26 protein-coding genes are annotated in these 26,497 nt (G+C 37.1%); 11 read left to right on the top strand and 15 right to left on the bottom strand.

Annotation, left to right across the window (positions count from 1 at the left end; all coding sequences use genetic code 11):
- The first annotated feature begins 25 nt into the window (after positions 1–25).
- The 5 genes from CWD90_RS03905 (at position 26) to guaB (ending at position 5,023) form a co-directional block, all read left to right on the top strand.
- Positions 26–892, top strand: coding sequence for a hydroxymethylglutaryl-CoA lyase (locus CWD90_RS03905; RefSeq protein WP_103474622.1), 867 nt, complete (start codon positions 26–28; stop codon positions 890–892).
- A gap of 162 nt (positions 893–1,054) precedes the next feature.
- Entirely contained in the window at positions 1,055–2,233 is a 1,179-nt protein-coding gene (locus CWD90_RS03900; protein ID WP_103474621.1) for a hypothetical protein, read from the top strand.
- A 215-nt stretch (positions 2,234–2,448) separates the two neighbouring features.
- A complete protein-coding gene (locus CWD90_RS03895) occupies positions 2,449–2,985 on the top strand; it encodes an FMN-binding protein (protein ID WP_239986449.1) in 537 nt (178 codons plus the stop codon).
- A complete protein-coding gene (locus CWD90_RS03890; protein WP_103474620.1) occupies positions 2,985–3,485 on the top strand; it encodes a hypothetical protein in 501 nt (166 codons plus the stop codon). The genes CWD90_RS03895 and CWD90_RS03890 overlap by 1 nt, the downstream gene beginning before the upstream one ends.
- Before the next feature lie 65 nt (positions 3,486–3,550).
- A complete protein-coding gene (gene guaB / locus CWD90_RS03885; protein ID WP_103474619.1) occupies positions 3,551–5,023 on the top strand; it encodes an IMP dehydrogenase in 1,473 nt (490 codons plus the stop codon).
- 113 nt (positions 5,024–5,136) lie between these two features.
- Here guaB and CWD90_RS03880 read toward each other — a convergent pair whose 3' ends face one another.
- Both CWD90_RS03880 and lysA read right to left on the bottom strand, forming a co-directional pair.
- Positions 5,137–5,598: a thioredoxin family protein gene (locus CWD90_RS03880; RefSeq protein ID WP_394335817.1), complete on the bottom strand. Its 462-nt coding sequence runs from the start codon at positions 5,596–5,598 to the stop codon at positions 5,137–5,139.
- A 133-nt stretch (positions 5,599–5,731) separates the two neighbouring features.
- Positions 5,732–6,973: a diaminopimelate decarboxylase gene (gene lysA, locus CWD90_RS03875; protein WP_103474617.1), complete on the bottom strand. Its 1,242-nt coding sequence runs from the start codon at positions 6,971–6,973 to the stop codon at positions 5,732–5,734.
- A 155-nt stretch (positions 6,974–7,128) separates the two neighbouring features.
- On the opposite strand from lysA, the gene CWD90_RS03870 reads away from it, so the two are divergent.
- Both CWD90_RS03870 and sucC read left to right on the top strand, forming a co-directional pair.
- Positions 7,129–7,767, top strand: a complete 639-nt coding sequence (locus CWD90_RS03870) for an LON peptidase substrate-binding domain-containing protein (protein ID WP_103474616.1) — start codon at positions 7,129–7,131, stop codon at positions 7,765–7,767.
- Positions 7,768–8,002: 235 nt separating this feature from the next.
- Positions 8,003–9,196, top strand: coding sequence for an ADP-forming succinate--CoA ligase subunit beta (sucC, locus tag CWD90_RS03865; RefSeq protein WP_103474615.1), 1,194 nt, complete (start codon positions 8,003–8,005; stop codon positions 9,194–9,196).
- A gap of 218 nt (positions 9,197–9,414) precedes the next feature.
- On the opposite strand, the gene CWD90_RS03860 is transcribed toward sucC, so the two are convergent.
- Positions 9,415–9,783 carry a DUF1456 family protein gene (locus tag CWD90_RS03860; RefSeq protein ID WP_103474614.1) on the bottom strand — a complete coding sequence of 123 codons (369 nt, stop codon included), beginning with the start codon at positions 9,781–9,783 and terminating at the stop codon, positions 9,415–9,417.
- Positions 9,784–9,908: 125 nt separating this feature from the next.
- Between CWD90_RS03860 and CWD90_RS03855 the strand changes: the two genes are divergently transcribed.
- Both CWD90_RS03855 and CWD90_RS03850 read left to right on the top strand, forming a co-directional pair.
- Positions 9,909–10,310 carry a hypothetical protein gene (locus CWD90_RS03855; RefSeq protein ID WP_103474613.1) on the top strand — a complete coding sequence of 134 codons (402 nt, stop codon included), beginning with the start codon at positions 9,909–9,911 and terminating at the stop codon, positions 10,308–10,310.
- A gap of 125 nt (positions 10,311–10,435) precedes the next feature.
- On the top strand, positions 10,436–10,861 hold the full coding sequence (locus CWD90_RS03850) for an Hsp20/alpha crystallin family protein (RefSeq protein ID WP_103474612.1): 426 nt from the start codon (positions 10,436–10,438) through the stop codon (positions 10,859–10,861).
- 146 nt (positions 10,862–11,007) lie between these two features.
- Here the strand turns inward: CWD90_RS03850 and uvrB are convergent, their stop codons facing one another.
- The 3 genes from uvrB to CWD90_RS03835 form a co-directional block, all read right to left on the bottom strand.
- Positions 11,008–12,996: an excinuclease ABC subunit UvrB gene (uvrB, locus tag CWD90_RS03845; RefSeq protein ID WP_103474611.1), complete on the bottom strand. Its 1,989-nt coding sequence runs from the start codon at positions 12,994–12,996 to the stop codon at positions 11,008–11,010.
- 249 nt (positions 12,997–13,245) lie between these two features.
- Complete coding sequence (locus CWD90_RS03840; RefSeq protein WP_103474610.1) at positions 13,246–14,079, bottom strand: ABC transporter permease; 834 nt, start codon at positions 14,077–14,079, stop codon at positions 13,246–13,248.
- Between the two features lie 28 nt (positions 14,080–14,107).
- Positions 14,108–15,007, bottom strand: coding sequence for an ABC transporter ATP-binding protein (locus tag CWD90_RS03835; protein WP_103474609.1), 900 nt, complete (start codon positions 15,005–15,007; stop codon positions 14,108–14,110).
- 77 nt (positions 15,008–15,084) lie between these two features.
- On the opposite strand from CWD90_RS03835, the gene CWD90_RS03830 reads away from it, so the two are divergent.
- Positions 15,085–16,164, top strand: a complete 1,080-nt coding sequence (locus CWD90_RS03830) for a hypothetical protein (RefSeq protein WP_103474608.1) — start codon at positions 15,085–15,087, stop codon at positions 16,162–16,164.
- A 160-nt stretch (positions 16,165–16,324) separates the two neighbouring features.
- On the opposite strand, the gene CWD90_RS03825 is transcribed toward CWD90_RS03830, so the two are convergent.
- The 8 genes from CWD90_RS03825 to CWD90_RS03790 all read right to left on the bottom strand — a co-directional run bounded on the left by CWD90_RS03825 (position 16,325) and on the right by CWD90_RS03790 (position 24,942).
- A complete protein-coding gene (locus tag CWD90_RS03825; protein WP_103474607.1) occupies positions 16,325–17,383 on the bottom strand; it encodes a nucleoid-associated protein in 1,059 nt (352 codons plus the stop codon).
- A gap of 136 nt (positions 17,384–17,519) precedes the next feature.
- Positions 17,520–18,017 (bottom strand): IS1096 element passenger TnpR family protein, encoded by a 498-nt coding sequence (locus tag CWD90_RS03820; RefSeq protein WP_103474800.1) that lies wholly within the window; start codon positions 18,015–18,017, stop codon positions 17,520–17,522.
- Between the two features lie 26 nt (positions 18,018–18,043).
- The gene (locus tag CWD90_RS03815; protein ID WP_103474606.1) at positions 18,044–19,078 is read right to left on the bottom strand and encodes a COX15/CtaA family protein; all 1,035 of its coding nucleotides are present in this window, start codon (positions 19,076–19,078) and stop codon (positions 18,044–18,046) included.
- A gap of 115 nt (positions 19,079–19,193) precedes the next feature.
- A complete protein-coding gene (locus CWD90_RS03810; protein WP_103474605.1) occupies positions 19,194–20,618 on the bottom strand; it encodes a CCA tRNA nucleotidyltransferase in 1,425 nt (474 codons plus the stop codon).
- A gap of 2 nt (positions 20,619–20,620) precedes the next feature.
- On the bottom strand, positions 20,621–21,190 hold the full coding sequence (locus tag CWD90_RS03805; RefSeq protein ID WP_103474604.1) for an L-threonylcarbamoyladenylate synthase: 570 nt from the start codon (positions 21,188–21,190) through the stop codon (positions 20,621–20,623).
- A gap of 9 nt (positions 21,191–21,199) precedes the next feature.
- A complete protein-coding gene (locus CWD90_RS23635) occupies positions 21,200–23,020 on the bottom strand; it encodes a CDP-glycerol glycerophosphotransferase family protein (protein WP_103474603.1) in 1,821 nt (606 codons plus the stop codon).
- Positions 23,017–23,703 carry a phosphocholine cytidylyltransferase family protein gene (locus CWD90_RS03795; RefSeq protein ID WP_103474602.1) on the bottom strand — a complete coding sequence of 229 codons (687 nt, stop codon included), beginning with the start codon at positions 23,701–23,703 and terminating at the stop codon, positions 23,017–23,019. Before CWD90_RS03795 ends, CWD90_RS23635 begins: the two co-directional genes overlap by 4 nt.
- 438 nt (positions 23,704–24,141) lie before the next feature.
- Positions 24,142–24,942, bottom strand: a complete 801-nt coding sequence (locus tag CWD90_RS03790) for a glycosyltransferase family 2 protein (RefSeq protein ID WP_103474601.1) — start codon at positions 24,940–24,942, stop codon at positions 24,142–24,144.
- Positions 24,943–25,276: 334 nt separating this feature from the next.
- Here CWD90_RS03790 and CWD90_RS03785 point away from each other — a divergent pair, with 334 nt between their 5' ends.
- Positions 25,277–25,915 (top strand): adenylyltransferase/cytidyltransferase family protein, encoded by a 639-nt coding sequence (locus CWD90_RS03785; RefSeq protein ID WP_205161198.1) that lies wholly within the window; start codon positions 25,277–25,279, stop codon positions 25,913–25,915.
- Here CWD90_RS03785 and CWD90_RS03780 read toward each other — a convergent pair.
- Positions 25,912–26,496 carry a LicD family protein gene (locus CWD90_RS03780; RefSeq protein WP_103474600.1) on the bottom strand — a complete coding sequence of 195 codons (585 nt, stop codon included), beginning with the start codon at positions 26,494–26,496 and terminating at the stop codon, positions 25,912–25,914. The two genes, CWD90_RS03785 and CWD90_RS03780, sit on opposite strands and share 4 nt — an antisense overlap.
- Position 26,497: the final 1 nt, after the last annotated feature.

Here is a 26,497-nt window from a genome sequence, read left to right as displayed (position 1 = left end):
ATTTTGAAACAGCTATAGCAAAGGAATGTCCAACACCGTTAAAATCATAGAATGTCCAAGGGATGCCATGCAAGGCATTAAGACTTTTATTCCCACAGAAAAAAAGGTTAAATACATTCAATCCTTGCTGAATTGTGGGTTTGACACCATCGATTTTGGGAGTTTTGTTTCGCCACGGGCCATTCCTCAAATGGTGGATACGGCTGATGTTCTTTCTCAATTGGACCTGACCAAGACCAATAGTAAACTCTTGTCTATTGTAGCCAATGTAAGGGGAGCAATGGATGCCTCAGAACATAAAGCCATTGATTATTTGGGATATCCTTTCTCCATATCGGAAAACTTTCAAATGCGGAATACCCATAAAACTATTGCTCAATCCGTAGATACCCTAGAAGAGATCTTGAGCATTGCTAATGATTCTGGTAAGGAAGTAGTTACCTATATATCTATGGGATTTGGCAACCCTTATGGGGATCCATGGAGTGTTGAAGTAGTGGGGGAATGGACCACAAAATTGGCCGGGATGGGGGTTAAAATATTATCGCTTTCCGATACAGTGGGATCTTCCACTCCGGATGTCATAAACTATTTGTTTTCCAACCTGATTCCTAAATTTCCTGAGATAGAATTTGGTGCCCATTTGCATACCACTCCATCCAAATGGCATGAAAAAGTAGATGCCGCCTATAAGGCAGGTTGTCGTAGATTTGATGGCGCAGTACAAGGTTTTGGAGGTTGTCCTATGGCGAAGGATGAACTTACTGGAAATATGCCTACCGAAAAAATGCTATCTTATTTTACAACTGTGAAAGCTGATACCAATGTTAATTGGATGGCTTTTGAAGCAGCATTTAACAAGGCAACGGATTTATTTTCAGCTTACCATTAGTGTTTAAGGCAAGGGTCGCCTGTAATTCAGCTCCACTTATGTTAAATTTTTAATTTTTATTTAGATTTAGTTTAAATAAAGTTTGTGAATTTGGTTACGGCTATTATATTTGCACTCGATTTTTAATTATTTACAATCAGTCTAAATAAAAACACCGTACTAATGAAACATTATTTTTACTTAATTGCATTCTTTTTTTCTGCTTTTTTAGCAGCTCAGACAGCCACAGATAGTATCACCCTTGATCCTCAAAATCAACTTAATTCTGCCCAGAGGCTTTTATCGGGAACTTATGGTTCAGCGGTTACTATAGGGGCCTATGGCGAAATGTTGTACAACCAGCCAGAAGGCGATAACGGGGAATTGGATGTGCAACGATTAGTTCTTTTGCTAGGGTATAGGTTTAATGATAGAACTCAATTTTTTACGGAAATAGAGTTGGAGCATGTTGAGGAGGTATATGTAGAACAGGCTTTTGTGAACTATAACGTTGCCAATAATGTAAATTTAAGAGGTGGATTAATGTTGGTTCCTATGGGTATTATTAATGAATTTCATGAGCCTACTACCTATAACGGAACTGAAAGGCCCGAAATGGACAATGTTATTGTGCCAACCACTTGGAGAGAATTGGGTGTTGGGGTCAGTGGAAGGTTCAATAATATTTCTTTAGGTTATCAAGCCTATGTTTTTAATGGTTTTAAATCTACCGAAGCAAACGGTGAAGGTGGGATTTCCGGATTTTTACAAGGGTCTAACGGCTTACGTGGAGGAAGACAAAAAGGGATTCAATCTACAGTGGATAGTCCCACTTTGGCAACTAAATTGGATTATTATGGCATCCGTGGATTGCGCTTAGGGTTTTCAACTTATTTTGGTAAAACACAAGCTGCCGACAATATAGAGGATTTGGACGGTGCCAACATCGGGATTTCCATGTTAGGCTTAGATGCGCGATACGCTTATGAGCGTTTTACGGCACGTGGGCAGTTTATTTATGCCACCCTTTCCGATACGGATAAATATAACACATTGGCCAATAAGGATTTGGGTAGTGCAATGCAAGGTTATTACGTTGAGGGAGCTTACAACTTATTACCTAGCCAGAACGAACAAAAATTATTTGCTTTTGTGCGCTACGAAAATTATAATACCCATGCAGACACGGCGGGTAGTTTAATTCAGAACGAGGCTTATGATAGAACTGATGTTACTACAGGTTTAAGTTATCATATTGCGCCTGGAGTGGTTATAAAGGGAGATTACCAATTTAGGGACAATGCATTACAGGGTGATGGTGTTAAGGACCGATTAAATTTTGGAATAGGTGTTTGGTTCTAACATTGAAACCAATAGAGGGTAGATTCATGATATTGACAGTTCCAATTAGATAAACTCCAATCATGGCCTAATGTAGGTTTGTTATTGGAGTTTTTCTATTTTATCGAATTGAATTCGTTACTGCAATGATGCATTTAAAGGGGCGATGTTAAAAAATTATCAGTTCCAAGTTTAAAATATTATTAAAAATGATTCTAAATTAGTACTTTTGCCCTATGATGCACGGAAAGAAAATTACGGGTTTTATACTTGTTTTAACGGTAATGTTATTTGGCTTTGGTATACCTGAAAAATTACAGAAAAAGGTGGACAAGGAAATTGAGAAGGTTTTTGGTTCCACTGATTTTGTCATGGAATCAGTTAGTGTTCCAAATTCTTTAAATGCCCAATTGCCAGCAAAAATAACGGCTCATAATTTTTTTAAATTGATTAAAGGCTCTGAAATAAAGGGTTATATCTTTGTAGAGAATGCACCTAGTAAGACAGCAACTTTTGATTATTTGGTGGTGTTCGATGCTAAATTAAGCGTTGTGCATTCCAAAATTCTAATTTATCGAGAGGAGTATGGGGGTGAAATTGGGAGCAAAAGGTGGTTGCAGCAATTTATCGGTAAAACTGGTGTAGATAGGGTAGACCATGAAACTAATATAGATGGTATTTCTGGTGCCACAATTTCGGTGCGATCTATGACCACCTCAATGGACAACCTATTGCAAACCGTTGGAATTCTTCAAGAAAAAAAGCTGCTTTAATGGTTTATGATGGTCTTTTATTGGCATTGCCCAAGGGAATAAAATGGTTTGTCGCCACTTTTGTTATAGTGATGAGTATAGGTTTTTATACGGGTCTTTTGTTTGTTTCCGAAACCAGTACCTCCTCCCCAATGGGAATTGAGGAAAATTATCTGGGAAATGAGGAAGATGTAGAGGCCGAGATTATGAAATTTAAAAAGGGAGAGCGTGAAATGTTGACCATAATCCACACCCATATTCTTTCCATGTCGCTAATATTTTTTCTTTTGGGGGGCTTAGTTTGGCTTGCTAAACTGCCGCAAAAATTAAAATTGTTTCTTACCATTGAGCCCTTTTTATCCGTTATTTTAACTTTTGGAGGTATATATCTAATGTGGTCCGGGGTATTGTGGATGAAATATGTGGTTATTTTTTCCGGATTCTTAATGACACTTACATACAGTATTGCAGCGATAGTGGTAGTTTATCAATTGTGCCAAAAAAGGGTAACAGTCAATTAACATAATAAGTATTACCCAATTCTTATAAATGTAGTATATTTGCACGCAATTAATCTTTAATTGCTATGCAAGCTCACCTAAATAAAATAGTTGGCGAAGGTCTTACGTACGATGACGTACTTTTAGTTCCAGCTTTTTCAGAAGTACTTCCAAGGGAAGTCAATATTCAAACAAAATTTACTAGAAACATTACTATCAATGTTCCAATTGTTTCCGCAGCTATGGACACAGTTACGGAATCTCGTATGGCCATTGCTATTGCCCAAGAAGGTGGAATAGGTGTTTTGCATAAGAACATGACCATAGAGCAGCAGGCCCTGAAGGTGCGTAAGGTTAAACGCGCGGAAAGTGGAATGATCATGGATCCTGTTACTTTACCTTTAAATTCCAAAGTCAAGGACGCCAAAGCAAATATGAAGGAATTCAGCATCGGCGGGATACCTATTGTAGATGACAAAGGCATGCTAATTGGCATCGTAACCAATAGGGATCTTCGTTTCGAAAAAAATAATGAACGACCTATTTCGGAAGTGATGACCACTAAAAATCTTGTAACTGTAAGTGAAGGGACCTCCTTGGAACAGGCAGAGGATATTTTACAGGAAAATAAAATTGAAAAATTACCGGTAGTAGACAAGGATTATAAGCTTGTTGGCTTAATTACATTTAGGGATATTACAAAACTGACCCAAAAACCAATAGCGAACAAAGATCAATACGGTAGATTGCGTGTTGCCGCTGCTCTAGGAGTTACGAGCGATGCTGTGGATAGAGCTGAAGCTCTGGTAAATGCAGGGGTAGATGCAGTCGTAATAGATACGGCCCATGGACATACCAAAGGTGTTGTCTCCGTTTTAAAGGAAGTAAAAAAGAGATTTCCGGAGTTGGATGTTATAGTAGGTAACATTGCTACTGCGGAAGCAGCCAAATATTTGGTAGAAGCTGGTGCGGATGCCGTAAAGGTTGGAATTGGTCCAGGTTCAATTTGTACTACAAGGATAGTCGCAGGGGTAGGATTTCCTCAATTTTCAGCCGTTCTGGAGGTAGCTGCCGCTATAAAAGGTAGTGGAGTGCCGGTTATAGCCGATGGGGGAATTAGATATACTGGGGATATACCGAAGGCAATTGCTGCTGGTGCAGATACAGTAATGTTAGGCTCCTTGTTGGCAGGTACCAAGGAATCTCCTGGTGAGACCATCATTTATGAAGGACGTAAGTTCAAATCCTATCGTGGAATGGGTTCTGTGGAGGCTATGAAACAAGGTAGTAAGGATAGGTATTTCCAAGATGTGGAGGACGATATTAAAAAATTGGTACCGGAAGGAATTGTAGGACGTGTTCCTTATAAAGGTGATCTGGAAGAAAGTATACATCAGTTCATTGGAGGTTTACGTGCAGGAATGGGGTATTGCGGTGCAAAGGACATAGCAACCTTACAGGAGACAGGTAGATTTGTAAAGATTACGGCAAGTGGAATCAATGAGAGTCACCCACATGATGTTACCATTACTAAGGAATCTCCAAACTATAGCAGATAATAAAGTAATTAAATTTAATAATTCAGGAGCCCTATAGGGAACTTAACAAACAAAAAAAAGACGGTTAACCGTCTTTTTTTTTGTTTTCTGTACTGAAATAATTTCAAATAATTCTATTTGCTTTCACTATCGTAGGTGTTCCAATCTTTCTCTTTGTGGATGTTGTCACCAAAATACTTGGCTATCTTAAGGAAAGGTTCGGGCTTTTGATAACCTGGCACGGGGGAAAGCATATTCATTTGTTCATCCAAAAATATAGTAGTAGGATAACTCAATTTACCTTGCATCAAAGCTGCAGCAAATTCGTGGTAGCCATTTCTGCCAGAGGCAACAAATTTAAAGGTCTTTCCCTTGAATTCAATGGGTTCCTTCCCTTCCCCATCCAATTTTACCATATAATAGTTTTTGGACATATATTGGGCAACTTCAGGGTTCTGAAAGGTGTCCTTGTCCATTTTTTTACACCAACCACACCAATCGGTGTATACATCTATAAAAATTTTCTTTGGATTTTTCTCTGTTTCCACAAGTTTGGCCGCTTCAGCCCAGCTAAGCCATTTTACTTCCTGGGCCATACTGCCCAAAGGAAGAACTACCAATCCAAATAGAAAAGCTAATTTGTAAAATGACTTGGCCACTAATTTCATACTTCAGGTTTTTACGGATTAGTCCGCTAATTGTAATAAAACTAACGAAATTCCGTATATTTTATTTTGCTATTGCATTTTCTTTAACAGGAGCAAATAAATCTTTGGCATCAATTTGGTTTTTGATTAGGTCGTCAAAAGTCTCCCTTTCCCTTATCAAAATTGCTTTTCCATTATGCCATAAAACTTCTGGTGGTCTAAATCTTGAGTTATAATTGCTGGCCATTGTAAAACAATAGGCACCCGCATTTTTAAAACATAGAATATCGCCCTCGGATATTTCATTGATACGTTTGTTACTGGCAAAAGTATCCGTCTCACAAATATAACCTACAACGGAATAATAACGTTCACGTCCTTCCGGATTGGAAATGTTTTCTATACTGTGGGTGGCACCATATAACATGGGGCGAATTAAGTGATTGAATCCAGAATCAACACTTGCAAAAACCGTGGAAGTAGTTTGTTTAACAACATTAACCTTGGCTAAGAATGTTCCGGCTTCGCTTACTAAGAATTTGCCAGGTTCAAAAGCTAAGGTTAACTCCCTACCATATTCTTTACAAAAGGCATTGAATCGGCTGGCCAATTTCTTCCCCAACTCCTCAATATTAGTTTCAATGTCCCCTTCCTTGTAAGGCACTTTAAATCCGCTTCCGAAGTCGATAAACTCCAAATCAGGAAAATTTTTGGCCGTTTCAAAAAGAATTTCGGAGGCATAAAGGAATACATCAATATCTAAAATGTCACTTCCAGTATGCATATGTATTCCATTAACATTCATGTTCGTTAGGTTAACGATACGTAATAAATGCGGAATTTGATGAATGCTGATACCGAATTTGGAATCTATATGTCCTACAGATATTTTAGAATTTCCACCGGCCATTACATGTGGGTTTATTCTAATGCATACGGGAATATCCGGATGCTTGCTGCCAAACTGTTCCAGTATGGATAAGTTGTCTATATTGATACGAACACCTAATTTGGCGGCCTCTTCAATCTCCTCTAAAGAAACGCCATTTGGAGTAAATATAATTGAGCTAGGCTTAAAACCTGCCATTAGTCCCAATTGTACCTCTTGTATGGAAACCGTATCCAAGCCGCTTCCCAAGCTGTTCATTAATCTTAAAATGGTAATATTTGAAAGTGCCTTTGTGGCGTAATTTAATTGTAATTTCTTTACGTCTTTAAATGCATTGGTCAATCTGTGAAACTGGGAAATTATTTTTTCAGAATCGTATACATAGACCGGGTCACCATAAGTTTTTGCTATCTTTAATAAATCAGTGTTGCGCATTTTTTAAAATTTTATGCAAATCTAGGTTACTTATTGTCTTTTAGCAAAAATATATAGCAATAATTGAATAATGTAACATATTGTTATTTTTATAACAATCTATTTTTTGTCTAGTCTGTTTTTCGGTATGGTCCTTTTATCTTTAAAGAAATCTTATGATGTTACCCATGTTTCCTTTGCCGTCCGTTTTTTTTACCGGTGAGGTGGTTGCCCTGCATATTTTTGAGGAGCGCTACAAACAATTGATTGCTGAGGTTCGGGATATACCTATGACTTTTGGTATACCGGTATATATGGAAGGGGAAATTGCATATGGGACCGAAATGGAATTGAAACAGGTGGTTAAGACCTACAAAACTGGGGCAATGGATATAATTTGTATAGGCATACGGAGCTTTAAAGTAAGTGCATTTCAACAGACAATGGAAGGTAAATTATATCCCGCAGGGGAGGTTGAGTTTATATCCTATTATAATGACAGTGTGGCTTCCTTGAGAGGAAATGTCATTAGTCTGGTCATTGAACTGTATGATCTTATGGATGTTTCTTTTTTCGATATCACCACAGGGAACTTTGATATTTATAAATTAATACATAAAATTGGACTGTCGCTTGCCCAAGAATACAAGCTCTTAAAAATGACCTATGAAAGCGAGCGATTATTATTTATAAAAGGACATTTAACCAATACCATCCATGTTTTAAGGCAGGTGAACCAATCTAAGGAAATGATAGGGATGAACGGGCATTTTAAAAATTTTGACCCTATTGATTTTAAGAATTTTAAAATTTAATCGATTGGCCATTGTGCAAACTTCCTAGCGGAGCAAAATTTGTCCTTAACATTTGGTTGGAAACTAGTTTTAAATATTATTCTAATTGGAATATAGGGAATGCATTTGTTTATTTTTAATATGCTATACCGACTTTTTGCTATTAGTAGCCCTTGCGATTTTTCTGTTTTATTTAATTAGGGTAAATCCGCTGTGTTTCCTATTTTTGCAACTCAACATTTAGAACCTTCAATTTATGAACCTTCACGAATATCAAGGAAAAGAGATTTTAGCGAGCTTTGGAGTACGCATTCAACGCGGTTTAGTGGCATATAACGCTAAGGAAGCAGTAGATGCAGCCAAACAATTGACTCAGGAAACCGGAACCGGTTGGCATGTTATAAAAGCCCAGGTTCACGCAGGTGGACGTGGAAAAGGAGGAGGAGTTAAAATTGCCAAGAACTTGCGTGAAGTGGAAGAAATTGCAGGATCTATAATTGGAATGAATTTAATTACCCCACAAACTTCGGCGGAAGGTAAGAAAGTACATAAAGTTTTGGTTGCTGAGGATGTATATTATCCAGGCGATAGTGAAACCAGTGAATTTTATATGTCCGTATTATTGAATAGGGCCGTTGGAAGAAATATGATCATGTATTCTACCGAAGGTGGAATGGATATCGAGGAAGTGGCAGAGAAAACACCACACCTTATTTTTACAGAAGAAATAAACCCTGCAACCGGCTTATTGCCTTTTCAGGCTAGAAAAATAGCTTTTAACTTAGGGTTGTCGGGGACGGCTTTTAAGGAAATGACCAAGTTCGTTACCAATCTATATAAGGCATATGTGGAGAGCGATGCTAGTTTATTCGAAATAAACCCAGTTCTTAAGACTTCCGATGATAAGATTATGGCAGTTGATGCCAAAGTCTCCATAGATGATAATGCTCTTTATAGAAGAAAGCAATATGCTGAAATGCGAGATTTGTTGGAGGAGAATGCTATAGAGGTAGAAGCAAGAGCCGTTGGACTTAATTACGTGGATTTGGATGGTAATGTTGGATGTATGGTAAATGGGGCCGGATTGGCTATGGCTACTATGGATCTTATTAAAATGGCTGGTGGAGAGCCTGCCAACTTCTTGGATGTTGGAGGAACGGCAGATGCCAAAAGGGTAGAAGAAGCTTTCAGGATTATCTTGAAAGATCCTGAAGTAAAATGTATCCTGATAAATATTTTTGGTGGTATAGTTCGCTGTGATCGTGTAGCGCAAGGAGTTGTGGATGCCTATAAGAATATGGGAGATGCAATAAAAGTGCCTATTATAGTACGATTGCAAGGTACCAATGCCGAATTGGCAAAGGAAATTATTGATAATTCAGGCTTGGCTGTACATTCCGCAGTACAGTTCCAGGAAGCCGCCGATAAGGTTAAAGAAGTATTGGCATAACAATAGAGAAATTATAAATATTCAAAAGGCAGTGCTGTAATGGTGCTGCCTTTTGTTGTTTAAAGCATGTTTGGCTAGATTTATTGAGAAGTCTAAGGTTGGCCTAATGTTATTTTATGAGCGTATCTTGAAATATATTCCGACACATATTCGCGAATATAAATTCGGTGCCGCAGGGAAGGGAGTTTAAAAATCAGTCATTAAAGTCTTGAAATAAATCAAGACTTTTTTTTGTTTTTATATTTCACAGGACTAAGATCATTATCCATGTTCTTCTTTTGTTGGTCCTTAAATCTGGGTTTTTGATGTGTTTTGGAATCTAATTCCTTTTTTTGTTTGGGCAAAGTTATTTTGGGGTCTTTTGGTTTCTCCTTAGTTCCTCGGTAATGTATTACCAATCCGTTCAAAAAATTCCGCAATATTTGATCGCCACATTCTACATAATTCGGGTGGTCTTCCTTTCTAAAAAACGCTCCCAACTCACTTTTGGTAATCTTAAAATCGACAAGTTTTAAAATTTCTACAATTTCATCGTCCCGTAATTTTAAGGCGACCCTCAATTTTTTAAGAACATCATTATTGGTCATAGGATAAATTTTTTGGCAAGATATTACAAAAAACTAGGATGTAATACTAGTTTAGCAATACTTTCCCTAGAAGTAAGACATTAAATGATTGCTAATTAACGTAACTTGGTATTAAACTGAAATTTATGAGTACGTATTTGGAGAAGTTGGGTATTCTTTCCCAAATGATTTCTTTTGCAAAAGTAGATAATGAAATCAAGGATTCAGAGTATGATTTCTTACTTGGCGTGGCAAATCAACTAGAAATCGATAAGGAAACATTCGATTCCCTTTTTCATCGTAAGGTAGAAAAGGTTTTGCTTAAATCTGAAGCAGAGCGGATTCTTCAGTTTCATAGGTTGGTGCTCCTTATGAATGTTGATAACGAACAGCGATTGGTGGAGATTGAACAACTACATAATATAGGACTTGGATTTGGACTTCCACAGGCCGCCATTGACCAAGTACTTACCGTAATGCACCATTACCCGGACAAAGTGGTTCCGCCTACAGTCCTTCTCAACATATTTAAGGCATACAACAATTAACCAATTACGACACAATGGCAGTGTGTGATCGCAGTTAAGTGACATGTTGTCGTATATTTGAAATCGGTATAGGATTTGCCTTTTAGCTCATGAGAATTTAAAGTTTAATTTAAAATATAAAAGTCATGAGCCTAGTAAAAAGAAATAATGTGCTGTTTCCTGCCTTAATGAGCGAATTTTTAAGACCGGATTGGTTTGGTGGAGTGGATAACTTCAAACAGAATGTTCCAGCCGCCAATGTCAAGGAAACCGATAGTGAATACGTATTGGAATTGGCAATACCCGGAAGGAAAAAGGAGGATTTTAATGTTGAAATCGACAAGGATATCCTTACCATTTCTTCTGAAGTTAAAAATGAAGAACATAAGGAGGATGATGGATATACAAGAAGGGAATTTGTTTTTTCTTCCTTCAAAAGAGTTTTTAGTTTACCGGAAACCATTTCCATGGATAAAATTAATGCCTCCTATACAGATGGTATCTTAAAGTTCGTATTGCCCAAAAAAGAAGAGGCATTGCCAAAACCCAAAAGATTAATTGAGATAGCGTAAGCTTAAAAGTAGTTGTGAATCCATTGGGATTCATGATGGTTTGGTTAGTTGGTTATTTGGTTAGGAAAGCGCTTCGAGAAATCGAAGCGCTTTTTTTGTGGAACGTGTTTTTTGATTTACCTTTTCTAAAATCGCCTTTTTGTAAATTATTCTTGCTCCTGTAGAGATTTAATTTCGTCCCTTAATTTGGCCGCTTGCATAAAATCCAGTGCTTTGGCCGCCTTCTCCATAGCTTTCCTTTTATCCCGTATCATTTTTTCCTTTTGCTCTTTGGTAAGATACATTAGATCTGGCTCTGCGGCATCCATTTCCGCCTTCTCAAAATGATAGGTGGATACAGAATTTTTGGACAAGACACTGTCCAAACTTTTATTTAGTGCGGTGGGAGTTATATTGTTTTCTGTATTATAAGTGGCTTGTTTTTCACGTCTATAATTAGTTTCGTCCATTGTTTTTTGCATGCTGTTGGTAATTTTATCCGCATACATAATGGCTTTACCATTAAGGTTTCTTGCTGCACGACCCACGGTCTGGGTCAAAGACCTTGCGCTTCTAAGGAAACCTTCCTTGTCCGCGTCCAAAATTGCTACCAAGGAGACCTCTGGTAGATCCAAACCTTCCCTTAATAAGTTGACCCCTATGAGAACATCAAAAACACCTTTGCGCAGGTCCTGCATTATTTCCACCCGCTCCAGAGTATCTACATCACTATGTATATATCGGCAGCGCACATTTATCCGGGTTAAATATTTGGCCAACTCTTCTGCCATTCTTTTGGTCAAGGTGGTAACCAAGGTTCTTTCATTTTTTTCCACCCTTAGATGAATTTCCTCGATAAGGTCATCAATTTGGTTTAGGCTGGGACGCACCTCAATTATCGGGTCCAATAGCCCAGTGGGCCTTATCACTTGCTCTACAAATACTCCCTGGCTCAACTGCAGTTCATAATCTGCAGGAGTCGCACTTACATAAATTACCTGATTTTGGAGGGCTTCAAATTCCTCAAATTTTAAAGGACGGTTATCCATTGCAGCGGGCAATCTAAATCCGTATTCCACCAAATTCTCCTTTCTGGATCGGTCACCACCGTACATGGCGTGTACCTGGGGAATAGTGACGTGACTTTCATCGACCACCATTAAATAGTCATTTGGAAAATAATCTAACAAACAAAACGGACGGGTTCCCGGTTCACGACCATCCAAATACCTGGAATAATTTTCTATACCTGAGCAATATCCCAATTCCCGGATCATTTCCAGATCAAAGTTGGTTCTTTCTTCCAGACGTTTGGCTTCCAAATGCTTGCCTATTTCCTTGAAATACGCCACCTGAAGTACCATGTCCTCCTGTATTAGGTGTATGGCATTCTGGAGTATGTCTGGTGAGGTCACAAACATATTGGCCGGGTAAATATTAAGCTGTTGGTACTTTTCAAGTACTTTATTCTTATAGGGATCAAAGGCTTCTATTTCCTCGATTTCATCCCCAAAAAAATGAATTCGAAAGGCATGGTCGGCATAGCTAGGAAAAACATCCACAACATCCCCTTTTACCCTAAAATTGCCATTTCTAAAATCGGCAGTGGTTCGGGAATATAGACTTTGAACCAGTTGATGTAAAAATTTGGTTCTAGGTATCACTTGGTCTTTTTGAATTCCGATGACATTTTTTTGAAATTCAACAGGATTTCCAATACCGTATAAACACGATACAGAGGCCACTACTAAAATATCCCTCCTTCCGGATAAAAGGGATGAAGTAGTACTCAAACGCAGTTTTTCTATGTCCTCATTAATAGACAGATCCTTTTCAATGTAGGTGCCGCTCGAGGGTATATAGGCCTCTGGTTGATAGTAGTCGTAATAAGAGACAAAATATTCCACCGCATTCTCTGGAAAGAACTGTTTAAATTCAGAGTATAATTGTGCAGCAAGGGTTTTATTGTGGGCCAATACCAGGGTGGGTCGCTGTACCTGCTCTATGACATTGGCTACTGTAAATGTTTTTCCTGAACCCGTTACACCTAAAAGTGTTTGGTAACGTTCATCCGCTTCCAGACCTTCTTTCAATTGTTTTATGGCTTGGGGCTGATCACCAGTAGGCTTAAATTCGGAAACAACTTTAAATTTCATATGCTAAATATTTCTTGTAAAAAATGCTACAGAAAACTTGTAGCACATTCAGGAACTCCCATAAAATTTCTTGATTAATCGCTTAGATTAAGAGAATAGTTGATCAAATAGGGCCATGTTTACTTTAAGACCTAAAATTAACAAATAGAGAGCAATACTTAGTTCATTTGGGATTTAATTATGCCTTATATAGGTAGGTTGGAAGCCATTAGTGATAAAGGGAACAAGAATTATTAAGAAAAAGGAGATCTATAAGTCGCGTTTTTTAAGCAAGACATAGGAAAGGTAAATAAAAATTGAGGTCCAACAGATCACTATTAGAATCTCATGAAAATGGACAGCATAATCCTTATGAAATTCTTCCCCTACTTGTTCCACCATACTTTGTACCGCTTTAAATCTAGAGATAGGTTCTTTGATCAAGTTGCCCATAGACTCCAAGGGGAGGAATTTCATAACTGAGGCAGAGGCCTCCTTTCCGGCCAACCACCAGACTAAAAATCGGATACCTAGATTTTCTATGGCAAACCATATAATTAAGAAACCCAGTGCAAAGGCAGACCGTTTAACCAATATTCCAAGGAAAAGACAGAAGGAAAAGAAGCCTGTTAGCTTAACAAAATAAGCCAATAAGTATTCTAATTCTGAAAATATAATAGAAACCTCGGTGAAATCGGAATAAAAGAGGCCCAATACAAGGGAAACAAGAAAAACAAAGAGGGTGGAAATAACGGAAAAGGCAAAAACGGTAAGAAATTTAGAGGCAATAAATTCCTTTTTACTAAGGCCGTCGATCAAATTTTGTTTTAAGGTCTTGTTGCTGTATTCATTTGCCATCATGGAGACGATAATGATGGCAAAAAAAAGTTTTAGACCACTGGCAATCCATGTGTTCAAATGCCATATGTATGGAAAATTGAATATGCCCTGCTCGGCTACATTGAATTGAATGGGTCCTATGTCAAACTTGATGGCAGCAATTAATGCCATACATAGGATAAGGACGAAATAGGAAATAATAAGGACCCTACTGGCATTATTATTCCATAATTTTATAAATTCTATCTGTAATAAACGTAACATAATTTTATGCGGTTAGAGGTATTCTGGTTTAATTGATTTGGTTTGTCAGATTAAGGAATTGTTCCTCAAGGCTTTCTTTGCGTTTTACTAAATGTGAGAGTTCTATGCCGTTTTTAAACAATTCCTTATTTAGGCTGCTCGCATCTAATTCTTCTTTTAGGATAGCGGTAATTATACCATTTTCATTTTTTATGGAACCGAAACTTGCATGATTACTAAGGAAGGTAATCAAGGCAGCTTCATCTGATGACTTAAGTTCGAAAAAGCCATAGCTGGTCAACATTTCGTCTACTGGCCCAGAATAAAGTTTTTCTCCTTTCAGGAGGATAACCACGTGACTACAAACTTTTTCTACTTCGTCCAGTAAGTGAGAGGCTAAAAGAATGGTAGTGCCTTGTGAGGCAATTTTTTTTATAATTTCTCGAATTTGGTGTATACCTTGTGGGTCTAGGCCGTTAGTTGGTTCGTCCAGAATTAAAATTTCGGGATCGTTGAGTAGGGCGGAGGCTATGGCCAATCTCTGTTTCATTCCTAGGGAATAGGTGCGAAACTTACTGTTTTTGCGATCTAGTAGTCCTACCATTTCCAGTTTTTCATCAATTTTGTCCTCAGGCACTTCCTTTATCTTACAGACCAATTTAAGATTTTGAATCGCCGTCATATAGGGGTAGAAATTGGGGCGTTCAATAATGGCCCCCACTTTCTTTAAAGCGGCGTGGGTAGAAATAGTACCTCCAAACCAGGCAAAGTCACCTGCTGTCTTGTTGACGACATTTAGCACTATGCCCAAGGTGGTGGACTTTCCACTGCCATTCGGCCCTAAAATACCATAAACATTACCTTTTTCAATATTAAAGGTAAGATCTTTAACTGCAGTTAGGTATCCAAACTTCTTGGTGAGATGGTTTACGGTCAGTATAGTTTCCAAAATGAGATAGTTTTTTTGATTGTTTGTACTTACTTGACGAAGAAATCGTTATTTTGTTACAAATTAATGTTTTTTCCATGTCCGAAAGATTAATGTCCAAGAAAAAGCCTGCCTATCCGGTTAATAAAAAACTGGATGCCTATTTGAAGCACTATAGTAGAAAAATAGAAATCCCAATTTTCTACGATGACCTTTTACGTTTTTCCGGGTCTATAGTGGTATACGATTCTAAAGATGAGGATACACTCTGGGTACGTGTTTATTACAACGAGTATGATAGGATCGAGATTGATATCAGTTTAAAAAAAGTATATTCCATTCTTCATTCCGATGGAAGTGACAGTATATTTCCATTTTTAAATGTAGACGCGGTTGATTACTGCACCTTTGGGAATTCCAAACCTTTTCGTATCAAGGTAAGGAATATATTGAACGACAATTTCACCTATTTCTATGTAAAAAAGACTGATGCCTCCAGGATTTATGGGTTGGAATTGGAGCATATGTTATCCCCATATAACCTTAACTTCTTGGTCTATGGCGATACTTTGATAGAAGAACATATAGCGGGTATACCTGGAGATGTTTTTATTAAGGACTTTTTACCAAAATGTACGGAATCGGAAAAATCCCAATTGGCGAAGGAATTTGTCAAGTTTAATGAACGCTGTATGATCCGACTTTTGGGAGATATGCGATCTTACAACTACGTAATTGTTCCTACACATGATTTTGACCATGTTGTATACAAAATAAGGGCAATAGATTTTGACCAACAGTGTTATGAGGGAAAATTAAAGGTGTACAGGCCCCAATTCTTCAAAGAAAACTATCACATGGTTATGTTGGTCAAGGAAAAGTTACAACGTAATTCCGTGGATCAGTACAAGATAGAGGAGCGTTCCATTGTGGCAAAAAGAATTTTGAGTTCTGGAAATCGCATTAAGCGATTAATTTCTATCGGTAAGACAGATCATATTTCCAATAAGGAGAATACTGCTGCCTTGGCAGCACATATTCAAGACTTAACAGGAGATATCGACTTTAAAACCTGCAAGACCATGGGAGAGGTATTGGCCCTTGCATTGGATTTTGTTAAAAGGAATTATCAGGACGTTAGTATGAAGCAGATTATTGAGAACAGGATAAATATTTAAGTTTGTTCTAAGGGATTTATATTCATATTCCTTTTATGATTTTCATTGATTACTAAAATTTAATTAGGCCTTAGACTATTAATAGTCTAAGGCCTAATTAAATATAAATGGCCAAGTTATAGTTTCAATTTCCTTGCCCAAAGGAGTCAGTGTTTCATGACTAACTTTTCTGTTCTTTATTAAAATAAACTAGGTAGTAATACATTTGCCGATCTTCATCCCAACCTTTTTCTACAAATTTCTGTGCAGATTCCGGGTTGATGAAATCCAGTTTGATCTGAATGTTGGTGTCCAGATTAATAACGTTCTTGATTTTTTTTCTAGCATCGGAAACGGCTTTGTTGGCAATGTCAAATGTGGAAACATCTTCAATACTATACTTAGGCCCTTTTTCTACTTTGTAGTTTTTGAATTCTGGTATCAGTTCCGGATTTTCCATTACTTCGTTCAAAAAATTGGTTTCTTCAAAGGCATCATTTTTAGCAAAATGATTTACTGCCCTGTTCATAAACAAAACCTCTTGTTGTTTGTCCTCGGCCGGTAAAACCACATCCTTGGCAAAGTTCTGACAGAATTTTAAATAGTTTTTAGTTTTAAAATTATCATCAGATAGGGCTTCTACTCCTAAGAAATTTTCCAACCAGTATTTAGTGTCGTATCGATTGCTGTCTACAGAAAGCACTTTAAAACCCTCTTCTTTAGCCGTATTAAAAATCAAACAACCCTTATCCAATTTATTAATATTGATACCTTGTTGAACTAAAATATCCAAGCTATTTCCTTTTTCCTGAAATTGAAGGAAATCGTGCTTAAGCTCACTTTTGAATATGCCAACGGCATTCACCTTTACATTGTCCAACATTAGGTCCGTAAGATATGCAATGTACACTTCGCCACTCTTGATATGTGGATGGTTGGATTGGTCGAATAATTGGGTTGCTATCTTTTTTGAATTAGCATGAAGACTGCTGGGTTCATCAAAAATATCGCTAACAATCTTATACACTTCATTAAATTCAACATCTGCCTCATTGGAGAAATAATAGTAATTTTCCTCCTTCTCCCTAAAGGGTTTAAAAAAATACTCCTTTAAAAGCCCAGTGGTTTCATCGTTCAGTGAAAACGGTTCTTCGGAGAGAAAAACACCTTCACTTTTATTTTTGTTGCCCACACGATGTATGGATATGGTTTCAATTTGGGTAGGATATAAATTGATCATGGATCTTGGAAAAATATTAAGGGTTATTTTGTGCTTAAGCTATAATTTGAGGACTAAGTTAGTTGTTTGTTCTGTTGAACAGGTAATGCGGCAATCAAATTTATTATACTACTTCCGACAGAAGTAACAGGAAGGGTTAATTCCAATTCTCATCAAAATCCAAATCTTCGTAATTGTCCAAAGTGTTGTCAAAATCGAACTCGTTTTCATCAGCTTCAAACTTTTTCTCTGGAGGAGAATCGGGAACTTCGCCAAAACTAAAAAGTGTATTGGGATAGGATTGCCCGTCATCTTTCTCAACAATATCGGCCAATTCCACGAAGAAGGTCCACATGCTTAAAAAGTCATAGACATAGATAAGCTTGGGTGAATGCTGGGTAATAATGTCCTGCAAGAGAATCGCGTTCATCAAACGGACATCGGAGCCACTTTCACTCATGTCGAACAAGGCAATTTCCTCGTCCTGTTTCCACTCTTCATCACAGGTGTAAAAAGAGGCCATTTCATTTCCCAAAAAACCAAAAGCTTGCGTAATGGCATTGTGAAGGTCTTCCATGGAATTGCTTTCCTCTATTTCAATATCCCTAAAAATATCTTCCTCTGCATCTAGAATGATCCTTATTTTGTATATCATTGGGTCCTTTTTTTGTGGAGGCAAAGTTACAAAGTTTTGATGGTTTTAAAAGCATTTATAGCTTCCAATACCAAATAGAACTGAAAACCAAATAAAATGGATGCCAATACAAGATGTAAAGGTTGGGTAGTAAAGGGAAAATCCAGATAATACATGGCCATTCCGGAAATTATTTCCAAAAGTAAGAGACCTAAGACCCAATTTATTTTGGAATAACCAAGGTTCAATTTGTAAATCCTAATGGCCAAAAACAAGTTTAAAAGGACTACGATTATAGAAAATGTACGATGAATGTAAAAAGATAGCGTTGCATCCGTTAACCATAAGTTAGGAGCATTTTCACCATAAAGATCGGTTTGCACATCTACAAACTGCCTTACTTGAGTTCCCAAGACTATTTGAACCAAGGTAGTTGTTAGCACTAAAATAATGAAGTTCCTTGTTATTTTATCCGATTTTTGAGATTTGATCTTATTGCCCGTGACATTTATCAAATAGAGGATGAGCGCAACTATAACTAAAGCCATAACCATATGGATGGTTATTTTGGCCGGAGCTAAAACGGAATACACTACGGTGGCCCCGAGCCATGCCTGGAATCCCATTGCGAATACTACTACCCACGAAAATATAGTGATGGACTTTCTTTTTTTCCAATAGGAAAAGGAAGCAATGGCCATTATTAAGGTTCCCAGTCCCGCTAGGGCACCAAATAGTCGATTAATAAATTCTGTCCATGTATGAAAGGGATTAAAAATGGCGTAGTCGTGTTTTGTGTAACGCTCCCAGTGGTCTGCATTATATTTTGTAGCTGTGCTAAAATTTTCCTTGGCAACCCATAAGGCTTCGTCAACAATAATTACTTGGCCTTTTTTAAATTCCTTTTCTGGCTGCCATTGCAATTCTGAAATATCTGTAGGGGGGATATAATATCCGAAACATTTGGGCCAATCTGGGCATCCCATACCACTGCCGGTCATTCTTACTACAGCGCCGGCCACAATAACCAGGTATACCAAAACCAAACTGACTTTGGCGATTTTTGTAAATTTATTTTGCATTTGGTTGTTTGAAAGAACAGTGCAAAATTACCACTCTTTTACCAAAAATACGCCCTAGATAAGGTCGAATTATTTAGATAGGGTCATTTATTAAAACTTCTTTATCAATATGGCTTTAAGCTAATTTTAGTCCCAATTTCTTTCCTTTTTGAATCATCAGTTGGTAGGCAGCGTCGTATTCATTAGGTATCTCTCCTTCTAGTATGGCTTCTTTTATAGCTTCTTTGATCATGCCTATTTCCTTGGATGGTTTAAGGTTGAAAGCTTTCATTATTTCCTCGCCACTAATGGGGGGTTGAAAATTTCTTACATGATCACGCTCTTCTACCTCTTCGATTTTTTGACGGACTATTTTGAAATTGTTCCTATACCTTTTTTGCTTTTTAGGATTCTTGGTAGTAATATCTGCCTCGCAAAGAGTCATAAGATCTTCTACATGATCTCCTGCATCGAAAATTAGCCTTCTAACGGCAGAATCGGTTACAAAATCTTCGGAAAGGACTATAGGTCTGGAACTCATGAGTACCATCTTCTGAACAAATTTCATTTTTTCGTTTAAGGGCAATCTAAGGCGTTTAAAAAGTCTGTAGACCATTTTAGATCCCAGAAATTCGTGTCCGTGGAATGTCCACCCTATTTTTTTGTCAAATTTCTTGGTAGGTGCCTTGCCAATATCATGTAATAGGGCCGCCCACCGTAGCCAAACATTGTTTGTATTCAGGGAAATATTATCCACTACCTCCAGGGTATGCCAAAAATTATCCTTGTGGCGTTGCCCTTCAATTTCCTCGATACCTTCCAAGGCAACCAATTCAGGCATTATAAAGGGCAAGAGAGCTGTTGCGTGAAGCAGGGAAAACCCAAGTGATGGTTTGGTACTGGCCAATATTTTATGTAATTCGTCAACGATGCGTTCATTGGAAATAATTTTAATTCTTTCCTTATTGTCGGCGATAGCTTGTAAAGATTCTGGATGGATAATAAAGTTTAATTGAGTGGCAAACCTTATAGCACGCATCATTCGTAAGGGGTCATCGGAATAGGTGATAGTTGGGTCTAAAGGCGTTCTAATTAATTGTCTTTTTAAATCCCCAATACCATCAAAAGGGTCCAGGAGTTGCCCGTAGTTTTTTTTGTTGAGTGAAATGGCCAGGGCATTAATGGTGAAATCCCTACGTTTTTGATCGTCTTCCAAGCTGCCGTTTTCCACAATAGGTTTTCTGCTATCCCTTTGGTAACTCTCCTTTCTAGCCCCAACAAATTCGATCTCAATATCGTGAAATTTGATCATTGCGGTTCCGAAATTCTTAAAGATGCTCACCTCAGAGCTTCCGGGTAATTTTTTGGCAACCAATTTGGCCAAATCTATTCCACTGCCAATGGCAACAATGTCTATATCTTTTGGGGTTCCCTTTTGTAACAGATAGTCCCGTACATAGCCTCCAATAACATATGAATCCAAAGAGAGTTCCTTAGCTGCATCTGAAATGGTGGAAAATATGGGGTTCTTTAAGGCTTCTTCGTGTGTTGTGTTTATCATTCTTATTCTCGGATCACTTTTACGGTGCCATCATTACGGAGCATAATAATGGAGGATGGGGTACTTTTAATTTTATCGCGGTCCAAATTTACTATATACGATACACCTTTTAAAATCTCTTCGTGTATTTCTTTGAAACTATTGGGAGTTGGTTGCCCGGCAATATTAGCAGAAGTGGATACTATGGGTCTTTTAAATTTCTTTATAAGATATTGACAAAATTGATCCGTAGCCACCCTAATGGCCAAAGTATTGTCCTGTGCTATTAAATTTTTTGCAATACCCTTTGGAGATTCATAGACTATAGTAGTGGGTTTTGAAGCAAGATCAATAATGTCATACGCTAGTTCTGGTACCTTTTCAACATGTTGCTCCAACATAAAATCATTGGCCACTAAACAGATCATTGTTTTAGTATTGGCCCTTTTCTTTAGGGCGTAGATTTTTTCTACAGCCACTTCGTTTGTGGCATCACAACCAATGCCCCAAACGGTATCCGTAGGGTATAAAATTAGACCTCCTTTGCTAAGAATATCAAAACATTGGTTTACCTCGGAAAGAATATCTTTCATATTTACTAGTTACCTTAAATTTCTTAATCGTTTTAATTCCTTATATCTGGAATATACTCCTAGTGCATTTAGATAGCATATGATTAAACCTTTTTTACCATCGAGTACGCCGAATCGCAAGATGTAATGGTTGAAAAATTTATAAAACGGACGAAAGGCAAAATGATATAAATTAGGGGAGTAATCTTTCTTAAATTCCTCAACAGCCTTCATTTGCCCATATTTTACCATCTTTCCCTTATAATCTTCATAATTTTTATAGGAGTAATGAATCAATTTATTTTTAAGAATGCCCGACTGTCCGTCCACGACCAAGGTTTCATGAACTATCCTATCTTGGGTAAAATGTACTTTACTCTTTTTAAAGAGCCTATAGTTTTTATCCCTTTGCCACCCACTAAAGCGTAGAACCTTATTTTTGAACATAAAGATCCTATAAAAATAGTAGGCATCCGCAGTGGGTTCTGAAGAATTCACGGTTCCCAGGATTTCATTTCTTAAGCGATCAGGAACACGCTCATCCGCATCTAAAAAAAGTACCCAATCATTGGTAGCCTGATCTAGGGCATATGATTTTTGATCCGTATAATTAACAAATGGACGTTGGATCAACTTAACATTCGGACGTTCCTTAATTTTTTCAATGGTGCCATCAGTGCTGTAAGAATCCACTACAATAATCTCATCGGCAAACTTTACATTTTCTAAAACTGCATTAATATGTATATCTTCATTGTAAGTAATAAGGATTGCAGAAATCTTATTAATTTTTTTACCGGTAAAGGGTTTCAATGTTGGCTTCCCGAACATGGAATTGATTTTCAGCTTTCGGGCTAGGGATAGTTTTCTTTTTTCGGGCACCCCATTCGTTTCAATGTAATTTTTTGCCGCATTTACCATACGCAGGGCCGACATTCCATCCTGGTAAGGGTGAAACTGCATATTTATATAGGCTCTTTCCGGAGCATGAGGATCTATATTAAAATTATCCAAAACTTTCTTGGTAAGTCCGGTGTAGGAATTTGAATTGTCCCATAAGACTTTTTCGGCTATGTTCTTATACGATATTACCGGCTTGTTTAAAAGGATGAATTCGTAAATTACAGATGAGGTGTCGCTTACCAATATATCGGCTTGGAGAAGTGATTTAATGATGTTTTTGTCCTCTTTGAAAAGTATGTTAGGAATCTCAAAGGACAATGTTTTGTAGGCCCTAATCCATTTGGGATCCATAAGATCATGGAACTTAATTAAGATTACGTAGCCTGTTTTCTCCGCAAGGTCTTTAATTTCCTTTAATAAAAATGGGGCAGAAGTAAGGCTAGGAGAGAAGGTTGGGGCATAGAGTACAATCTTGTCCGTATTATATTGCTGCAAGATGGCCTTCTTTTCAAAATCGTATTTGTTTTTTTCCGAAGTGTAAACATCCAATTTTGGCCAACCAGTCTCTATGACATCAAAGTTTCGATGTATTTTCTTTAATTCGTTGAATTTATCTGTAAAATATGGTCCTTGGGTAAGATAGAGATCAAAGTAATGGCGTATCCTGAAATGTCCTTTTTTTTCACCGGCCAATCCGTGAAAGACCTGGACTTTGAGTCCGCGAATATAATATGGTACTTCATTGCCTGGAGCAAAAATGGCATCACTTTTAAAGAGTTGTAAATCTAAAGTACTTACAGTGTAATTCTCATTTTTATATGGAAAATTATCTAAAAGTTTTCCGGATATATACCAAAGAAAATCATGATCTTGTTCCAGAAGAATATCCCGAATAGGGGCAAGAATGCCAAAGGCATATGCATTTTGGCAAAATAAAATTACTTTCATTTCTGGAAAAGTGTATTGGCATTTTCCAAATCTTCCTTAAAGTCAACCTCCATACAATTATATGCAGAAATGTCCACTGCACTAATTTTTAAACCATCTTTTTCTATTGACATTTCTAGACCTCTTTCAAAATAATCATTGTCATCACATTCTTCAAGCCTGTCTATAAAGCTATTGATATCCGTAGCCGCAATGAAATTAATGCCCACTGCTTCTCCAAGGCCATTTTTTACGGTCTTGGACAATTTGTCTATATAGTTGTCCCTTAAAGTGTATTTTACCTCCTCATCAGCAACTTTACTGGTGTTTACCGCTACAAATGATTGATCTTTATCAATATAGGGCTTTAAAACAGACAATAGTTTTACATCAAAAACAACATCGCCATTAAGCCAAAGAACTGATTTGTCCCTGTTTTTCCTTAGGGCTTTTAAAAGGCTTTTGGAAGTATTGGTCTGATCAAAAAATGGGTTGTAAATATAAGTAAGTTCAGGAAAGCGTTCCATTATTAGATCCTTCTTAAAACCAACAACAACATTAATGTCATGAATATTAAAGGTTTCATCCAGGTTGTTTACCTGCATCTCCATGATACACTTTCCATTTTTTAAGGGGGTTAGAGGTTTCGGAAATGGGTTTCCCAGTCTTGATCCAATACCTGCAGCTAAAATGACAATTTTCATGAGTTTTATTATTTATTTAATGACTAATCCAGAACAAGACCGGTCCTATATTTTTTTAAACATAACCTCATGCAAAGATAAGGGAGGGGGCAAAGATATATAAATAATGGGTTATAATTTTTTAAGGAGAGGAACTGTGCACTATCAATACCTTTTAATTACCTGTACTTATTATCCCCAAGATTGTTGGATAACGGTACGTCGAATAGCGCAATAACGTAGCTGTGAGTACCTAAGTATAATAGGTGGTGATGGTGGTTAACAGTTAGCCAAGGAGTTGATAGAATTGGCCAAGGTGTGGATAGCGTACGAAAAGGGGATGAAGGTTTTCAAAAATCTAAAATATTGAATAAGCCTTTAACAGCCGTTATTTGGAACAATAATGAGGTAGTAAATAGGGGTATTAGTACAACGCCATATTTTGTGGTAGCAAATCGATTACAACTTTGATTCGACCAAAAAATAAGCTAATTTCTCCTTCTTACCCAAACGTTGAAGCTCCTTGTACCTTTCAAAATCGCCCAAGGCATTTAAATAGCATATGGTAATTCCTTTCTTGCCATCTAATATTCCCAACCTAATAATATAATGATTGAAAAATTTCCAAAAAGGCTTAATAATTAAAAGAAGATAGTTGAATTTTTGTTCTTTTTTATGAGCTTCCTTGGCCTTTAAACGGCCGTATTTTAGCATTTTATATTTATAATCCTCATAGTTCTTGTAACAAAAGTGCACTAGTTTATGTTTTAATATTCCGGAGGAACCGCTGACTATAAGGGTTTCATGTACTATTTTCTCCTTGGCAAATTGTGCTTTACTTTTTCTAAAAAGGCGATAATTTTTATCCGTTTGCCAACCACTAAATCTAAGAGGACTGCTTTGAAACATAAATTTCCTGTAAAACCAGTAGGCACAATGCTCAGATTCTTTCCTTGCTTTACACTTGATCTCTTTTTTTAATTTATCGGTAACCACTTCATCGGCATCCAAGAATAGGACCCAATCATACGTAGCTTGTTTTAGTGCAAAGGATTTTTGTGCCGTATAATTTTCAAATTCATGTTGAATAACTTTTACCTTGGGATGATTGTTCAGATATTGGTAAGTACCATCCGTGCTATACGAGTCAACAACTATAATTTCATCCACAAATTCAATGGAGTCAATACATTTTTCAATATATCCCAATTCATTATAAGTGATGATTAAGGCAGATATTTTTTCTCTTTGATCTAGCATGTAATCTGTTTTTTTACCACTTATTAGATAGGATTAATAGAAATAGTTGCGTCATCATTGTAGGAATTTACACCCGCTTGCCATTATATAACAAAAAATATACAATTAAAGTATCTCAATATTAGGAAAGGTTTTTAATGAGCCATGAATTGTGTTTTGAATTAATAGTTCCTTATCAAGTGATGGTATGACTAATTAAAACGGTGTTTTTTAAGGTTTCCTTAGTTTTTGGGTGATTTTATACCAGTTGAATTATTTTTTTATAATAAATTCTGGCATCCAAGCGTTTTAGTATCTTTGCTGGTTTTAGACTAATCCCCTGATTTAAAACATTATGACCGAAGCATACCTAGACATTCTATCTTCAAAATATGCAAAATGGAAATTTAACGTTGATCCCAATGAAAAAGTAAGGTTATCCATAAGCTGTAAATCTGATTTTGATGATGCCCTGGTGGAGATGCTGGAGATCGTTAAAAATATCAGTGTTTTTTTTGACAATAAAGATTATGTCATTAAACTAAAAAAAGGAAATACGCTAGGTATAAAAGTAAAGCATAGCAAAAGAACCAAAAAGTATAAAAAGATGTATACCTCGGGTTGTTTTGATATATTTCATTATGGACATCTGAATATACTAAAAAAGTCCAAAGAAATGTGCGGTCATTTAATTGTGGGAGTTTCAACTGATGAACTTATTGAAAGGGAAAAAGGCAGGTTACCAGTTATTCCATTCGCGGAAAGGGTGAAATTAGTTAGGGCCATTAGTTATGTTGATGAAGTTATTCCCCAAACCGATAAAAACAAACAGCGAATAGTGGATGAATACGACATAGACGCCATTTCCGTGGGAGACGATTGGAAAGGTAAGTTTCCAAAAACCACTTGTCCTGTGGAATATGTGACTTATACGGCCAGTGTTAGCAGTACTATTTTAAAAGAAACATTGCAGTTGCAAGAGGTAGTGTCTTAGGCTATCGCATTATCATCCTTAGAAGTATCCCAATCCTTCACCGCTGTTTGCCAATCCCCATACCTATAGGTAAGATACTCATCTGTTAGCGCTGGAATTTTGTAAACAAAACCTTTAAACGCTAGGTTCCCAAAAGATTGGTAGAACTTGCTAGGTACAAATTTTGTTTTATTGTCAATTTGCCAGTAGCTATTCCCGTCTAAAGAATATTTTATAAAAACATCCAAACAAACCGCCCCTTTCAATAGTCCAAAAAAGCGCTTTTCCCTTATTTTTATCATTCTAATAGCACCCTTTTTAAAGAACTCATTACCACTTTCAAAGTGTCTAGTCCTTACTCTATAACCCGCGTTCTTTAATTCGGAATAAAAATCGTCCAGCTTTTCTATCTGATCATGATTTATGGAGACATCAATATCATTATCCCAAGGTAAAAGTCGGTTCTCCCGTCTTATCCCCAATAAAGTGCCTCCTTCAATCCAATAATCAATATTACAATTGTTAAAGATGGTGGCTACACTTTGGAGCATTCTTTCGGCTATAACTTTATTAATTCCTTCAAGTGTTATGTTATAGGCCATG

It is taken from the genome of Arenibacter catalasegens (assembly GCF_002909235.1).
In the GTDB taxonomy this organism is placed as follows: domain Bacteria; phylum Bacteroidota; class Bacteroidia; order Flavobacteriales; family Flavobacteriaceae; genus Arenibacter; species Arenibacter catalasegens.
Note: the sequence above shows the minus strand (reverse complement) of the source record. Positions and strands in the feature narration are given on the sequence as shown.

Bases quoted from the DNA above. Each gene is read 5' to 3' on its own strand.
- CWD90_RS03850 (WP_103474612.1), top strand. From the start codon at position 10,436: ATGAGCCTAGTAAAAAGAAATAATGTGCTGTTTCCTGCCTTAATGAGC.
- lysA (WP_103474617.1), bottom strand. From the start codon at position 6,973: ATGCGCAACACTGATTTATTAAAGATAGCAAAAACTTATGGTGACCCG.
- CWD90_RS03785 (WP_205161198.1), top strand. From the start codon at position 25,277: ATGACCGAAGCATACCTAGACATTCTATCTTCAAAATATGCAAAATGG.
- CWD90_RS03890 (WP_103474620.1), top strand. From the start codon at position 2,985: ATGGTTTATGATGGTCTTTTATTGGCATTGCCCAAGGGAATAAAATGG.
- CWD90_RS03830 (WP_103474608.1), top strand. From the start codon at position 15,085: ATGTCCGAAAGATTAATGTCCAAGAAAAAGCCTGCCTATCCGGTTAAT.
- CWD90_RS03795 (WP_103474602.1), bottom strand. From the start codon at position 23,703: ATGAAAATTGTCATTTTAGCTGCAGGTATTGGATCAAGACTGGGAAAC.
- CWD90_RS03895 (WP_239986449.1), top strand. From the start codon at position 2,449: ATGATGCACGGAAAGAAAATTACGGGTTTTATACTTGTTTTAACGGTA.
- guaB (WP_103474619.1), top strand. From the start codon at position 3,551: ATGCAAGCTCACCTAAATAAAATAGTTGGCGAAGGTCTTACGTACGAT.
- CWD90_RS03820 (WP_103474800.1), bottom strand. From the start codon at position 18,017: ATGATATACAAAATAAGGATCATTCTAGATGCAGAGGAAGATATTTTT.
- CWD90_RS03805 (WP_103474604.1), bottom strand. From the start codon at position 21,190: ATGAAAGATATTCTTTCCGAGGTAAACCAATGTTTTGATATTCTTAGC.
- CWD90_RS03855 (WP_103474613.1), top strand. From the start codon at position 9,909: ATGAGTACGTATTTGGAGAAGTTGGGTATTCTTTCCCAAATGATTTCT.
- CWD90_RS03905 (WP_103474622.1), top strand. From the start codon at position 26: ATGTCCAACACCGTTAAAATCATAGAATGTCCAAGGGATGCCATGCAA.
- uvrB (WP_103474611.1), bottom strand. From the start codon at position 12,996: ATGAAATTTAAAGTTGTTTCCGAATTTAAGCCTACTGGTGATCAGCCC.
- CWD90_RS23635 (WP_103474603.1), bottom strand. From the start codon at position 23,020: ATGAAAGTAATTTTATTTTGCCAAAATGCATATGCCTTTGGCATTCTT.
- CWD90_RS03870 (WP_103474616.1), top strand. From the start codon at position 7,129: ATGATGTTACCCATGTTTCCTTTGCCGTCCGTTTTTTTTACCGGTGAG.
- CWD90_RS03900 (WP_103474621.1), top strand. From the start codon at position 1,055: ATGAAACATTATTTTTACTTAATTGCATTCTTTTTTTCTGCTTTTTTA.
- CWD90_RS03810 (WP_103474605.1), bottom strand. From the start codon at position 20,618: ATGATAAACACAACACACGAAGAAGCCTTAAAGAACCCCATATTTTCC.
- CWD90_RS03825 (WP_103474607.1), bottom strand. From the start codon at position 17,383: ATGATCAATTTATATCCTACCCAAATTGAAACCATATCCATACATCGT.
- CWD90_RS03790 (WP_103474601.1), bottom strand. From the start codon at position 24,942: ATGCTAGATCAAAGAGAAAAAATATCTGCCTTAATCATCACTTATAAT.
- CWD90_RS03860 (WP_103474614.1), bottom strand. From the start codon at position 9,783: ATGACCAATAATGATGTTCTTAAAAAATTGAGGGTCGCCTTAAAATTA.
- CWD90_RS03780 (WP_103474600.1), bottom strand. From the start codon at position 26,496: ATGGCCTATAACATAACACTTGAAGGAATTAATAAAGTTATAGCCGAA.
- CWD90_RS03880 (WP_394335817.1), bottom strand. From the start codon at position 5,598: ATGGCCCAGGAAGTAAAATGGCTTAGCTGGGCTGAAGCGGCCAAACTT.
- sucC (WP_103474615.1), top strand. From the start codon at position 8,003: ATGAACCTTCACGAATATCAAGGAAAAGAGATTTTAGCGAGCTTTGGA.
- CWD90_RS03840 (WP_103474610.1), bottom strand. From the start codon at position 14,079: ATGTTACGTTTATTACAGATAGAATTTATAAAATTATGGAATAATAAT.
- CWD90_RS03815 (WP_103474606.1), bottom strand. From the start codon at position 19,078: ATGCAAAATAAATTTACAAAAATCGCCAAAGTCAGTTTGGTTTTGGTA.